The sequence below is a fragment of the Robertkochia flava genome, from assembly GCF_020166515.1.
GTDB lineage: Bacteria > Bacteroidota > Bacteroidia > Flavobacteriales > Flavobacteriaceae > Robertkochia > Robertkochia flava.
Genome location: NZ_JAINZT010000002.1, coordinates 539060 through 553696 on the forward strand (window position 1 = coordinate 539060; position 14637 = coordinate 553696).

Genomic DNA, 14637 nt, shown 5'->3' on the forward strand with positions numbered 1-14637 from the left:
CAAACGATTGAGTTATGCCTTTCTACCATAAGTTGGGTAAGATCCCACACAAGCGACATACCATTTTTAAAAAGCCGGACGGATCCCTGTATTACGAACAATTGTTCGGGACAATTGGTTTCGACGGCATGGCTACAAATATGTACCATTTGCACCGGCCTACACAGGTGAAGGAAATTCGCGGGAAAAAGGATGTAACTCCAAAGGTGGCTGTCTCTAACAACATGCAATCGTTCAGGTTTCACGGCTTTAAGGTGAAGCCGGAGGATGATTACCTCAATAGCCGTAAGGCAGTACTCACCAACAGCGATTGTACGATCTACCTGGCTGCGCCTAAGAAATCGGTAAAAGATTACTTTTTTAAAAATGCAGATGCCGATGAATTGATCTTTATTCACCGGGGAAGTGGTACCCTGCGAACCATGCTGGGAAACCTGGAATTTAAGTACGGAGATTACCTGCTGCTGCCCCGCGGAATAATTTATCAGATAGATTTTGAAACTGAAGACAACAGGTTGTTTATTGTTGAATCGCGGCGACCGATTTATACCCCTAAGCGCTACAGGAACTGGTTCGGACAGTTGCTGGAACATTCTCCTTTCTGTGAACGCGACCTGAGGGCTCCTGAACATCTGGAGACCATAGACGAAAAGGGAGAATTCCTGATGAAGATTAAAAAGCAGAACGAGATTTTCGATATGGTTTATGCCACCCATCCTTTTGATGTGGTGGGGTATGATGGATTTAATTTTCCGTATGCCTTCAGCATTCATGATTTCGAGCCTATAACAGGGCGAATCCATCAACCACCACCGGTGCATCAGACCTTCGAGACCGATGCATTTGTGGTATGTAGTTTCGTGCCCAGACTTTACGATTACCATCCGGAGTCAATTCCTGCGCCTTACAATCACAGTAATATTGATTCTGACGAGGTCTTGTATTATGTGGATGGCGACTTTATGAGCAGAAATGACATCGAAGCCGGGCATATTTCGCTTCACCCTGCCGGGATACCACATGGTCCGCATCCGGGAGCGGTAGAGCGAAGTATCGGGAAGGAAAAGACCGAAGAGCTGGCAGTTATGGTAGATACCTTTAAGCCCTTAATGGTTACAGAAGAAGCGATGAAGATCGCAGATAACGATTACTATAAATCCTGGCTGGAATAAATACAGGCAATATGTTGAACAACAGAGTGGATATTACCGCACACTTACGCGCCATGTGGTGAGGGAAGGTTAGACCTGAAGCAATTAATTTTTAACCTAAAAACAGAAGAAAATGGCAACAGATACATCATCATTAAATTTGAATAAGGAAATAGAACAGGCAGAAGACTTTTTACCCATTCTCGGCACCGATTACGTGGAGCTTTATGTGGGGAATGCCAAGCAGGCGGCTCATTATTACCGTTCTGCCTGGGGATTTCAACCGGTCGCGTATGCCGGACTGGAGACCGGGGTAAAAGACAGGGTGTCTTACGTGCTCCAACAAGATAAAATAAGATTGGTATTAACATCACCGCTTCAGGAGGGGGGTGATATTAACCGGCATATCGACAAACATGGAGACGGGGTGAAAACCGTAGCCCTCTGGGTGGATGACGCTGCAAAGAGTTACCGGGAAACGGTCAAGCGCGGTGCAGAGAGTTATATGGAACCCAAAACGATTAAGGATGAGAACGGAGAAGTGATTTTGTCCGGTATTCATACCTATGGAGAGACCGTACACGTATTTGTAGAGCGCAAGAATTACAACGGACCATTTATGCCCGGATTCAAAAAATGGGATCCGGAATATAAGCCAGAACCGCTCGGTTTAAAATATATAGACCATATGGTGGGAAATGTAGGGTGGAATGAAATGAATAAATGGTGTGAGTTCTACGCCAAGGTCATGGGATTCGCTCAGTTGGTATCTTTTGATGACAAGGACATCTCTACCGAATACACCGCTCTGATGAGTAAGGTGATGAGCAACGGGAACGGAAGGATCAAGTTTCCGATCAATGAACCTGCAGAAGGGCGTAAAAAGTCACAGATTGAAGAGTATATTGATTTCTACAATGGCGCCGGGGTGCAGCACATAGCAGTAGCCACAGACAATATCATTGAAACGGTAAAGGCCCTTAAGGCAAGAGGAGTGGAATTTCTATATGTGCCTGAAACCTATTATGAAACGGTTCTTGACCGGGTTGGGGAAATCGATGAAGACCTTGAGCCGTTAAAAGAACTGGGTATACTTATCGATCGTGATGACGAAGGCTATCTTTTACAGCTGTTTACCAAACCTGTTTTGGACAGGCCAACCATGTTTTTCGAGATTATTCAGCGAAAAGGAGCTAAATCCTTTGGAAAAGGAAACTTTAAAGCACTGTTCGAAGCCATTGAGCGCGAACAGGAAATGAGGGGAACACTGTAAAATCAATTTATTATTAAAAATATCACAATCAACCCAAGCTATTATTATACAGATGTTATAAAAATAGTTAAACTGTAAGTGAGGACTTTTAAATCTCAAAAGGTGACGTATATTTGCACCCGCAAAAGAGGGTGGTGCCCTTTTGCTGACTTTAAGTAAAGTTTTCATAATTTAAAGTTTTTGGTTGGTTAATGGAAAAGCCTGGCTCTGTGCCGGGCTTTTTTTTTGGTTTTTGGAATAATAATTGTTTATTAATCCGTTAGCACTAGTATGTTACCGAATTTTATATTTTTGCACCATGTTCAGAAACCTGCGATATAGCACTTTAGCTATTCTGATATTTCTGTTCTCCTCTTTTGTGAACCAGGGAGATAACGGGAATGTGGATAATATTTTTAAGTCAGGCGAATGGTTTCGCTTCCGCATTCATTACGGCTTATTTAATGCCAGTTACGCCACCCTTTCCTTAAGAGAGGAGCAGTTTAAAGGACAAGATGTTTTTCATGTGGTTGGCGAAGGGAGAACAACCGGGTTGGCCAGGTGGTTTTTTAAAGTAGATGATGTTTATGAGACCTACTTTGATAAAGAAACCGGGAAACCCTATCGTTTTATTCGCCAGATCGATGAAGGAGGCTATACCAAAGACCTCCTGATCGATTTTGACCATAATGATCATAAAGCCCTTGTGGTAAACCGGAAACACGGTTCAAAATCGGTGATCCCGACCACCGAGGGCATTCAGGACCTCTTGTCTGCTTTTTATTATCTGAGGAATAATTATGAATCAGAGGATTTAAGAATAGGGCAGGAGATCGAACTGGATCTTTTGTACGATGAAGATGAGGTGTTTAAGTTCAGGCTTAAATTTTTGGGCAAAGAGATCGTAGAAACGAAGTTTGGAGATATCAAATGCCTGAAATTCAGGCCATATGTGTACTCCGGACGCGTGTTTAAGGAAGAAGAGAGTCTCACCCTTTGGGTGTCTGATGATATGAATAAGATCCCGGTTCGCATACAGGCTGACCTGGTGATCGGTTCGCTTAAGGCTGATCTGGATGCCTTTAAAGGGTTGAAATATCAATTTAAAATAGATATGTAGGAATGGGCATTTCGCCGGAAATTGAAAAAAGAATAGCGTTGCTTGAGGAGAAGTACAGGAACTCCGGTCAGGATCTTGGCTCATACCTTGACGGACTTCTCCACGACAGGTATCTTACCTATTGGGATTATATTCATTTGGATACGCTGCTGAGTTTGCAGGTTCCCAAAACCCATTTTCCCGATGAAGAGATCTTTATCATGTATCACCAGATAACTGAGCTCTATTTTAAATTGATCATCCATGAGCAAAAGCAGATCATTGATGACCGCCTGCAGGACGTGGAGTTCTATATCCGGAAGATCGATCGCATCAACAATTATTACAAAAGTCTGATCACCTCTTTCGATATCATGATCAAGGGGATGGACCGGGAACAATTCCTGCAGTACCGCATGTCTTTATTACCTGCAAGCGGATTCCAAAGTGCACAGTTCCGGATGATAGAACTTTATGCCACCCCCCTGGAGAACCTGTTGCATAATTCGGTACAGGGTCAATTTGATGCCGATACCGGTCTGGAGACCTTATACGAGAATATTTATTGGAAAAAAGGGGCTGTTGATTCAAGAACCGGGGAAAAAACCCTGACCCTGAAGCAATTTGAATATCGGTATACACCCCGCTTTTTAAGGATTGCCAATCAGGTGAAAGGGAGTACCCTTTATGAAAAATACCTCGCCTTACCGGAGGAGGCGCAAAAGGATGAGCGCCTAATAAGATCCATGCGCACCCTGGACCAGAATGCTAACATCAACTGGAACCTGATGCATATGGGCGCGGCTTACCGCCACCTGAGTAAAGAAAAAATGACTATTGAAGCTACCGGTGGTACCAATTGGAAGCAATACCTGCCCCCAAGTTTTCAAAAAGTCATCTTTTTTCCCGCTTTTTGGAGTGAACAGGAAAAGGACGACTGGGGGAAACAATGGGTAGAACATATTTTTAATCCTCAAATCAAAAAGAATGCTTAAAAATGTTATGGTTGGAGCCCTGCTGCTTTTGGCAGTAGTGGCATGTAAAAATGAAGAGAAAAAGGGAGAGACCATTAAAGCGAGTGCCAAGGCAGAGGTGAAGGCCCTGCCTGAACCTGAATTCGAATATGGTTATAACCTGAATGATTTTAAAGTGGTGCGGGATACCATTAAGAGCGGGGATAGTTTTGGGGAGATCCTCCAGAGATATAAGCTTGAATATCCGCAGATCTACCACATCGTGGAAGGGGCAAAGGATTCATTTAACGTTGCCAGTTTACAGGCAGGTAAACCCTATACCCTGCTGTGTTCTAAGGAAGACAGCCTGCAACGACCTGTGAGTTTTATTTATGAACCGAACAGGGTAGATTATGTGGTTATTGATTTCAGTGATTCCACAAGGGTTAGAAAGGAAAGTAAGCCTGTGAAAATAGTGGAGCGGGAAGTATCCGGAGTTATTAACAGTTCCTTGTATGAAAGTTTTCTTGAAAACGATGTGAATCTGCTGGTGGCCTATAAAATGTCGGATATCTATGCCTGGACCATCGATTTCTTCAGAATACAGGAGGGCGATCGTTTTAAGGTGATCTTTACGGAGAAATTTGTGGAAGATAGTATTTCTGTCGGGGTAGGTGAAGTGAAGGCCGCTTATTTTGAGCATAAGGGAGAGCCGGTTTACGCTTTTCCTTTTGAGGTAGATTCAGTGAAGCATATTGTTGACTATTTCGATGCGGATGCAAAGAATTTGAGAAGAGCCTTTCTCCGCGCTCCCGTACAATTTAGCAGGATCTCTTCCCGCTACAACCTAAAAAGAAGAATCGCTTATTACGGCTATAAAGTAAGGCCTCATAAAGGGACAGATTTCGCTGCGCCTATCGGCACCCCCATCCTGTCAACAGCCAATGGTACCGTTATCGAATCGGCGCGTAAGGGCGGTAACGGAAATTACGTAAAAATAAAGCACAACGGAACCTATACAACCCAGTACCTGCACATGCAGAAACGCCTGGTTAAGGTGGGGGATTTTGTGAAACAGGGTGATGTGATCGGAACCATTGGAATGACTGGAAATACCGGGGGACCTCATGTGTGTTACCGATTCTGGAAGAATGGCCGACAGGTAGATCCTTTCAGGCAGGACCTTCCCGATGCAGAACCTATTACAGACAGCCTTAAGGAAGAATACCTGAAGCATATCTCCCCGATCAAAGAGCGCCTGGATGCGATCGCTTTTCCTGCCGAACGTGCTGGGGAAGGTGAACAGAATGAATTAGTAACAATGAACGAATAATAGCAAATTATGGCTTTAAAATCGATAGATCCAACCACTACCGGTGCCTGGAGAAAGCTTGAAGCTCATTATAATGAGATAAAGGATACACATATGATGGAGCTCTTTAGGGAAAACCCTCAAAGAGCTGAAGAAATGGCAATAGAATGGAATGATTTCTTTATCGATTATTCCAAAAACCGCATTACTGGTGAAACCATGAGTCTTTTGCTGGAGCTGGCAAAAGAAGTGGGGCTAAAAGATGCGATTGCTAAATATTTCGGTGGAGATCTGATTAACGAGACCGAGGGAAGGGCGGTTTTACATACGGCGCTGAGGGCTGCTGAGACTGATGAGGTACAGGTAAACGGGGAAAATGTTATTCCCGAGGTGTATAAGGTTCGCAACAAGATCCGTGAATTCTCGGCTTCGGTAATAAATGGGAACCGCAAGGGGTATACCGGCAAACCGTTCACCCATGTGGTAAATATTGGGATCGGAGGATCTGACCTGGGACCTGCCATGGTAACGGAGGCACTTGCATATTACAAGAATCACCTGGAAGTGCGTTTTATCAGTAATGTAGACGGAGATCATGTTCAGGAAAGTCTGAAAGGCCTCAATCCTGAAACTACCCTGTTTGTGATCGTCTCCAAAACCTTTACCACCCAGGAAACCCTGAGCAATGCCAACACGGCTAAGCAATGGTTCCTGAAGTCAGCTTCCGGGGAAGATGTGGCAAAACATTTCGTGGCTGTATCTACCAACCTGGAGAAAATTGAAGAATTCGGAATTCATAGCGATAACGTGTTCCCTATGTGGGACTGGGTTGGGGGAAGATTTTCTCTGTGGAGTGCGGTGGGACTATCTATTGCACTTGCCGTAGGATATGAGAACTATTCCAGGTTGCTGGACGGAGCAAGGGCAATGGATAATCATTTCAGGGAAGCCTCATTCGAAAGAAATATACCCGTTATTCTCTCTCTTCTCAATATCTGGTATAACAATTTCTTTGACGCCGAGAGTGAAGCCATTATTCCATATACCCAATACCTGCATAGGTTTTCTGCGTATTTGCAACAGGGCATCATGGAAAGTAACGGGAAAAGTGTTGACAGATCCGGGAAAAGGGTCGGCTATCAGACCGGAACCATTATCTGGGGTGAGCCCGGAACCAATTCTCAGCACGCCTTTTTTCAGCTGATTCATCAGGGTACTAAACTGATACCATCCGATTTTATCGGGTATGCAGAACCTCTCCACGGAGATATGGATCACCACAGGAAACTGATGTCCAATTTCTTTGCCCAGACAGAAGCCCTGTTGAATGGTAAGGATAAAGAGGTGGTCATCGGAGAGCTAAAGGCCCAGGGGAAGAGTTCGGAAGAAATAGAAAAACTATTGCCGTTTAAGATCTTTGAAGGGAATAAACCTACGAATACGTTTTTAATTGACAGGCTTACCCCACAGTCCCTTGGGGCCCTGATCGCGTTGTACGAACATAAGATCTTTGTTCAGGGAGTAATCTGGAACATTTTCAGTTATGATCAATGGGGAGTGGAGCTTGGTAAGCAACTTGCTAACGAAATATTAAAAGATTTCCAGGGGGGCGCTGTTGCGGATCACGATGCTTCTACGGCTAATTTGATACGAAGATTTATAGAAAATTAACATTTAGGAAAGTTAAATTTAATTTTTCTCACAAAAGGGCTGACAATCTTATCAATTTGATTGTCAGCCTTTTGTTATTTAAAATTTTGTTAATATTGCAAAGTGAAATTTTGTAACGCAAAATGCGATTTTTACGCAGCTATTCATCTAATATCATTCTAATGAGAACATTTTACAACTTTTTAATGGTACTGCTGGTCTTACTTACCAGTAGTTCAATTTATGCTCAGGGAGTTATCACCGGAACGGTGACAGACCAGGAGTTAAATGAACCTTTACCGGGAGCTAATGTGACCGTTAAGGGTGCAGGTACAGGAACTTCTACCGACTTCGATGGGAAGTTCAGCCTGGAGGTAGGAATTTCTTCAGGAACACTTGTAATTAGTTATATAGGTTTTGTAGCTCAGGAAGTGCCCTTTACCATGACAGGCAGTTCCCTGGATATCGGAACCATCAGGCTTTCTGCTGATGCAGAGGAATTGGAAGGTGTGGTTGTTGTTGGATCCGGGGTTATTGACCTGGCACGTGACCGACAAACACCTATAGCTGTTTCTTCGATCAGCGCCGCTGAGATTCAGCAAAAAGCGGTGGGGAATGTCGAATTCCCTGAAATTCTAAAGAATACGCCTAACGTTTATGTTTCCAACCAGGCCGGTGGTTTTGGTGATTCTCAGATGTTTGTGAGAGGATTCGACCAGACCAATACTGCTTTCCTGCTTAACGGACAGCCAATTAACGGTATGGAAGACGGAAGAATGTACTGGTCCAATTGGTCCGGTATGTCAGATATCGCTAATGGGATTCAGATCCAAAGGGGTCTGGGATCTTCTAAACTGGCTATCTCCTCTGTGGGAGGTACGGTGAATATCGTAACCCGGGCTACCGACAGGAACGAGGGAGGTTTTGCCCGTTTTATGGTGGGTAACGGAAGCTATTTTAAGACAACAGCATCCTATGATACCGGGATTAATGAAAACGGATGGGGATTCTCTTTCCTTTTTGATCATTGGCAGGCACATAGCAAATGGGCTAACGGTACCAAAGGACAAGGACAGAACTACTTCTTTTCTGTAGGAAAGCAAGCGGGAGACCACAACTTTAACTTTTTGATCACCGGTGCGCCTCAGTGGCACGATCAGAACTTTTCCAAAGGTCTTGACCTGTATGACCGATATGGTTTAAAATACAACAACAACTACGGTTTTCTTAATGGGGAGTACCTCTCGCTTCGTCGTAATTATTACCACAAACCTGTTCTTAACCTGAACTGGGACTGGAATATTTCTGAGAAATCCAACTTCTCTACTGTAGTGTATGCTTCCTTTGGTCGTGGAGGAGGAACCGGAGATTATGGAAATGGGATCCGATTTATAGATTATCCTGATGGAGATCCGGATATCCAGCGAGGGGCTTACAATCCTGAGAACGGATTGATCGATTGGGATTATATCGTAAATACTTCGAACGCCAATTTACCCAATAACCTGAGTCAAGGCTTTAATGGAACAATTTTAAGGTCTTCGGTAAATAACCACGCCTGGTATGGATCTGTATTTAATTACAGCTACGATACCCTGGAGAACTTTACTTTTAACGTAGGAGCCGATTTCCGTTTCTACAAGGGAGACCACTTCCGTCAGATCGTCGATCTTTTAGGACTAGACGGGCGTATTGAGCCAATTTCAGGACGTCCTGACGATTATGTGGTTAGCGCTACTTTCGAAGCTAACCCATGGGCGGCACTGTTTGATTATGCCGATGAGGGAGAGCGTATCAATTACGACTACTCAGAGAACATTAACTACCAGGGAGGTTTTGGACAGGTGGAGTATTCCAACGGAGGCTTTACTGCCTTCGTTCAGGGGTCGGTATCCAACCAATCTTATAAGCGAGAGGATCGCGGTAACTTTGATTCAGATAATCCAAAGACGTCTCCTACAGTAAACAAAGGAGGTTACAATATCAAAGGTGGGGCTTCCTGGAATATCACCGAGGGTCATACCGTATTTGTGAACTCAGGTAAGTACTCAAGACAACCTTTCCTGGATAATATTTTCCCTAACAGGAATGATCAGACCGAATTGGCCGATCCTGAGGTGGAAAATGAAGAGATCTTCGGATTTGAAGGAGGATACCGTTTTCAGAGTTCTGACTTCAGGTTAAACGTGAATGGATATTATACCAAGTGGGATAACAGGTTCCTTGCATCCAGCGGAGATTACGAAGATGGAGCTGGTAATGTAGTGTTTGCAAACTTCCAGTTCAGCAATATCGGGCAGGTTCACAAAGGGTTTGAAATCGATGCCAAGTATAAGCCATCTGTTGACTTGATGCTAAGAGGTTATTTTACTGCTGGTGACTGGCAATTAGAGGGAACTACACCGCTGCGTATCTTTAACAACGATACCAATGAAGAAATTGCACAGGAAACAGTTAACCTGACAGATACTAAAGTGGGGCAGGCTCCTCAAACTTCCTATGGAATTGGAGCTTCTTACAGCTTCATTCCAAATAAACTGACGGTTGATGTTGACTGGAACGGATATGCGAATCTTTACGGATTTGTAGATGTAGAGGATGTGGTGGAAGCTTCAAGAAATGGAGAAGCCTATGAGTCAGAAAAGTTGAATAACTATTCTCTTTTCGATCTTGGTGCAACCTATATCTTTAATCTTGGCGACAATAACCTGACGCTAAGAGGTAATATCTACAACCTTTTTGATAATGAGTATATCAATCAACGCGATAATTTTGGGTATTTCTACGGAAACGGTCTTACCTGGAATATGAGTGTTCGTTATAACTTCTAATCTTTCATCGGAAAGATATGCCAAAAGCCCCGCCGGAAAGCGGGGCTTTTTTATAAGTAAAATGCTTACATTTGAGAAGCAATTATAATCTGAAAGAAAATGTATACCTATCTTAATGTATTACACTCCTATTGGGCGTATTTCACCCTATTCATCCTTGTTGTCGCTGTGCTTAATGCCGTTGTGGGAATTAGTTCCAATAAGCAGTATACCATGGCTAAAGATCTGCGTATAGGGCTGTTTGCATTAATTTTCAGCCATATTCAGCTTGTTCTTGGACTTATCCTTTATTTCGTCTCCCCGAGGTTCTCTGCATGGGAAGCCGGAGGTGTAATGGGGGATAGCTTGCTCAGACTTTTACTTGTCGAGCACCCTTTTGTGAATATCATAGCTATTGCCCTGATCACTATCGGGTGGAGTAAGCATAAAAAGGAAGAAACCTCCAAGGGTAAATTCATGAAGATCGCCGTATTCTATGGAATTGGATTAGTGCTTATCCTCTCCAGGATCCCTTACGATATTTGGTTTTCCTGACTCCGGATTTAAGGACTTTTCCCTAAACACAACGTATACCGGAAAATGGTCGCTGAAACCCGCGGTATAACGGTTTCCGGAATACGTACGCAGGGGATAACCCTTGTATTTGCCTTTTTTATTTTTAAGCCATGAAGGCATGAAGATCCCCGCTTTTTCAAATGACATGAAGCGGGGATTTTTGTTGTGGATGGTATCGGATATCAGGATCTGGTCAAATAAATGCCAACGATCCCGGTAGGCCAGCGAACCGTACCCTTTTTTATAAAGCGCTAACATAGGGTTCACAAGTTTCCCGGTTTGCCCGGGCACGTTTGCGGTGATATGGTGGAATATGCTGGGATCTGAAGGATCGTCATTAAAATCCCCCATAGAAAGTATAAGGGGCTCGCTGTAACGCCAGCGCAAAGAATCAATTATACGCTTGTTAAGTTTGCCAGCCGCTATCCTGTGCGCTTCACTCCTTTCCTTGCCTCCTCTTCGGGATGGCCAGTGGTTCACGAGAATGTGTATTAACTCCTGGTTCAAATACCCGGAAACAACAAGAACATCCCGGGTGTAATCCCGGCCCCCTTTTCTGTTATACAGGAGAAGCCTTCTCGAGGCTGTAGCTATGGGAATAAAAACTGTTTTCTTATAGAGCAAGGCAACGTCTATTCCCCGATAATCCGGAGAGTCGAAATGAATAATACCGTAATCTGCGGGTATTAGCAACTGCTGATGCACCAGGTCTTTTAAGACCTTCAGGTTTTGCACCTCTGCCAGTCCGATAAGGTCCGGTCCGCATTTGTTGTAAATTTCCCCAAGATGGCGGATTACCATAGCCAGGTTCTCCTGTTTTTTGAGATATTTCGCTTCACTCCAACCGGGTTTGTCGTAGCGGTATCCCGAACTGTCTTCAGAAACTGCGTTGGACGGTAAAAACAGGTTTTCGGTGTTATAAAAAGCAATAAGAATGTTTTTTGAGGAAACGTCCTGGGCGACCAGCCTCGTAACAAACAGGATTAAACAGATAGCTAAGTACCTCATTTTTAAATTTATACGATTTATTATATTAAATATAGAAAATAATCTATACATTTAATCTAATTCTTAAAATTTAGGTATGTTACGATTCGTTTTGTGGCTTACCTGCTTATGTTGTTTTAGCCCTCTTCAATGCCAAATCCCATCATCTGTAAGTGGTAAGATCCTGGATGAAAGAACCCGAAAGGAGTTGTCCGGGGCTCGCGTTTGTATGGATACGTGTTCTTATGTGATCGAAACGGATAGTCATGGCGATTTCACCCTGAAAGAGATTCCTCCCGGCAATTATGATCTTCGGTTATCCTTCGAAGGATATCGTAGTGCAGTATATCCGATCCATTTGACCCCCGGGACCCAGGTAGCGCTGGGGGAGCTTTACCTTATACCTGAAATTGGTCTGGGGCCACCTTTTGACCAGGTTCCCGGGACTCCTGATATTTCCGGTGAGGCCTTTGACCTTAGCACTGATTTTGTGCCACTGAATGCGCTGGATGATGTGTATCAGAATCGAAGTGCCTTTAATTTTAGTCAGGCCTTTTACCGGGTCAGGGGTTACGACTCCAAATACAGGGAAATTACCCTGAACGGGATACCTGTAAATGAACCTGAAAATGGGAGGGCTGGGTTTGCCCTTTGGGGTGGTTTGAATGATATGTTCAGGGAACGGGAAGTTACTACGGGACTTTCACCTCTTCCTGTCCATTTTGGGAGTGTAGGAGGCGGGGTTAATTTTATGTTGAAACCTTCCTTAAACCGGCGTGGATTGAGAATTAGTTCCTCCGCTTCCAACCGTTTTTACGGAGGGCGGTTAATGGCTTCCTATAATTCAGGGGACACAGGTGCCGATTTTTCCTATAGCTTGTCAGCATCAAGAAGATGGGCATCAGAGGGCTATGTAGACGGTACCTTGTACGATGCCATTTCCTTTTTCGCCGCTGTTGAATACAACCTGGGTCCCAAAGACGCCCTGGTGTTTAATGCCTTTTATGCTCCAAGGCGGATGGGCAGCAGGGCCGCTTTGACCAGGGAAGTCGCGACCCTGGCAGGACCGAGATACAATCCATTCTGGGGCTATCACGGGAAGGAGAAAAGAAACAGTCGTATCAGGCGAATGAATCGGCCACTTTTTCTGCTAAATTATTTTCATGAGGCTGCACAGGGAAGTTATCAGTTGGGCCTGCTGTATTCCCGGGGAACCCGATCTGCAGGAAGGCTGGGTTATTATAATGCTTCCAACCCAGATCCTGTATATTACCGGTATCTTCCCTCGTATTATCTTAACGGAAATCGGGTTAATTATGACAATGCCCTTTTGACGAAGGATGAATTTCTAAGCAATCCCCAGCTGAACTGGGACGAATTGTACCGGGTAAATACTTCTCCGGGCAACATGGGGAATGCTTCTTATCTGCTTTATGACGACGTGCAGCGCACAGAAGATCTAACATTTTCCCTTAGTACTTCATACAGGCTTGGACCCGGAGGTGTATTTTCTGCCGGGATATATTCGCGGCTTACCAACTCGGAATATTTTGCTGCGATAAGGGACATGTTAGGGGCAGAATTCCACCCGGATATGGATCCCTTCTCACAAACTAATAATGACCTTGGTTATTCAGGATTAAAAGATGAAGAAGATGTCTTTGCATATTCATATGCCTTGAACACGTTCCGAACGGATGGCTTTCTAAGGTATACCATTAATTTTCCGGGAGGATCGGCCTATTCTTCGGTTGCCGGATCTTATTTTAATACTTATCGATCAGGGTTTTTTGCCAATGAGCGCTATCCCGAAAACTCATCAGGGAAGGGAGCCCCGGTAAAACTAGCGGCCAAATCTTTTAAGGGTGGTGGGGAATACAGAATTACAGGAAGGCATATTGTTGGACTGGACTTATCGTATATGGAGCGAATTCCAGATCTGAGATCCATATACCTTAATCCCAGGGAAAACCAGCTTACGGTTGATCAGGTCCGTCCGGAAAGTATAGCAGCAGCTGAATTGCGTTACAGGATGGATTTGCCAAGAATAAAAGGCAGGACATCGTTGTTTTTTACAGAATTTTCCCGGTTTAATGAGATCAACTTTTACTATTACGATGGTGGGGTTGGGAATGCTTTTGTACAGGAGCTGAGCCAGGGAGGCCAAAAAATGCACTTTGGGGGGGAGTTCAGCCTGGAATATGATATCAGCAGTGAGGTGAAATTCGATCTCGTTGTTGCCCACGGGGTATACAGGTATGCTGCAGACCCTGAGATCCTCATTAGTTTTAATACTGTAAACGAGGAAGAGGTGATCAATGCTGAAGGGCAGTATGCACTGGGACCCTCCTCCTTGAAGGGGCTTTATTTGTCGCAGGGCCCGCAGTCTGCCATATCTGCAGGACTAAACTACAGGGCAGCAGATTACTGGTGGATCGGGGTAGTGGCCAGTTACCTGGACCGGAATTATGTTGGGGTGTCAAAGGTTAGAAGAACTCAAAGTTTCTTTACAGATCCTCAGACAAATGAAGAGGTAAATGATATATCCATGGAAACCGCTGATGCGCTTTTGCGCCAGGAGAAATTACAGCCCATTCATTATCTCGATCTTAACGGAGGGAAATCCTGGCTTATCCATGATCTGTATATATCCGTTTTTCTAAGTGTGAACAATCTTTTTAATGCGGTTTATGAAACGGGTGGGTATGAACAGAACAGAAATGCCAATCTGAGGGATCTTTACAATGACGCTTTAAGCGGTTCACCTTCGTTTGGCTCCAAATACTGGTATGGAGCAGGAAGAACGTATTTCCTGAATCTTGCTGTTAATTTTTAATTCATGACTGT

The 14637-nt window shown here is 44.1% G+C and carries 10 protein-coding genes; 9 read left to right on the forward strand and 1 reads right to left on the reverse strand.

Features of this window, described 5'->3' with window-relative positions; all coding sequences use genetic code 11:
- Nucleotides 1–14: 14 nt before the first annotated feature.
- The 8 genes from K7R11_RS02815 (at nucleotide 15) to K7R11_RS02850 (ending at nucleotide 10782) form a co-directional block, all read left to right on the forward strand.
- Nucleotides 15–1172 carry a homogentisate 1,2-dioxygenase gene (locus K7R11_RS02815; protein ID WP_224488489.1) on the forward strand — a complete coding sequence of 386 codons (1158 nt, stop codon included), beginning with the start codon at nucleotides 15–17 and terminating at the stop codon, nucleotides 1170–1172.
- A 112-nt stretch (nucleotides 1173–1284) separates the two neighbouring features.
- Nucleotides 1285–2424: a 4-hydroxyphenylpyruvate dioxygenase gene (gene hppD / locus K7R11_RS02820; RefSeq protein ID WP_224488491.1), complete on the forward strand. Its 1140-nt coding sequence runs from the start codon at nucleotides 1285–1287 to the stop codon at nucleotides 2422–2424.
- Between the two features lie 298 nt (nucleotides 2425–2722).
- Nucleotides 2723–3523, forward strand: a complete 801-nt coding sequence (locus K7R11_RS02825; protein ID WP_224488492.1) for a DUF3108 domain-containing protein — start codon at nucleotides 2723–2725, stop codon at nucleotides 3521–3523.
- A 2-nt stretch (nucleotides 3524–3525) separates the two neighbouring features.
- Nucleotides 3526–4497 (forward strand): tryptophan 2,3-dioxygenase family protein, encoded by a 972-nt coding sequence (locus K7R11_RS02830; RefSeq protein WP_224488493.1) that lies wholly within the window; start codon nucleotides 3526–3528, stop codon nucleotides 4495–4497.
- Nucleotides 4490–5788 carry a M23 family metallopeptidase gene (locus K7R11_RS02835; protein ID WP_224488494.1) on the forward strand — a complete coding sequence of 433 codons (1299 nt, stop codon included), beginning with the start codon at nucleotides 4490–4492 and terminating at the stop codon, nucleotides 5786–5788. The genes K7R11_RS02830 and K7R11_RS02835 overlap by 8 nt, the downstream gene beginning before the upstream one ends.
- 9 nt (nucleotides 5789–5797) lie before the next feature.
- On the forward strand, nucleotides 5798–7438 hold the full coding sequence (gene pgi, locus K7R11_RS02840) for a glucose-6-phosphate isomerase (protein WP_224488495.1): 1641 nt from the start codon (nucleotides 5798–5800) through the stop codon (nucleotides 7436–7438).
- 161 nt (nucleotides 7439–7599) lie between these two features.
- Nucleotides 7600–10248, forward strand: a complete 2649-nt coding sequence (locus K7R11_RS02845; RefSeq protein ID WP_224488496.1) for a TonB-dependent receptor — start codon at nucleotides 7600–7602, stop codon at nucleotides 10246–10248.
- Between the two features lie 99 nt (nucleotides 10249–10347).
- Nucleotides 10348–10782: a hypothetical protein gene (locus tag K7R11_RS02850; protein ID WP_224488498.1), complete on the forward strand. Its 435-nt coding sequence runs from the start codon at nucleotides 10348–10350 to the stop codon at nucleotides 10780–10782.
- Here K7R11_RS02850 and K7R11_RS02855 read toward each other — a convergent pair.
- On the reverse strand, nucleotides 10735–11811 hold the full coding sequence (locus K7R11_RS02855) for an endonuclease/exonuclease/phosphatase family protein (protein ID WP_224488500.1): 1077 nt from the start codon (nucleotides 11809–11811) through the stop codon (nucleotides 10735–10737). The two genes, K7R11_RS02850 and K7R11_RS02855, sit on opposite strands and share 48 nt — an antisense overlap.
- Nucleotides 11812–11887: 76 nt before the next feature.
- Here K7R11_RS02855 and K7R11_RS02860 point away from each other — a divergent pair, with 76 nt between their 5' ends.
- On the forward strand, nucleotides 11888–14626 hold the full coding sequence (locus K7R11_RS02860) for a carboxypeptidase regulatory-like domain-containing protein (protein ID WP_224488503.1): 2739 nt from the start codon (nucleotides 11888–11890) through the stop codon (nucleotides 14624–14626).
- The last annotated feature ends 11 nt before the right edge of the window (nucleotides 14627–14637 follow it).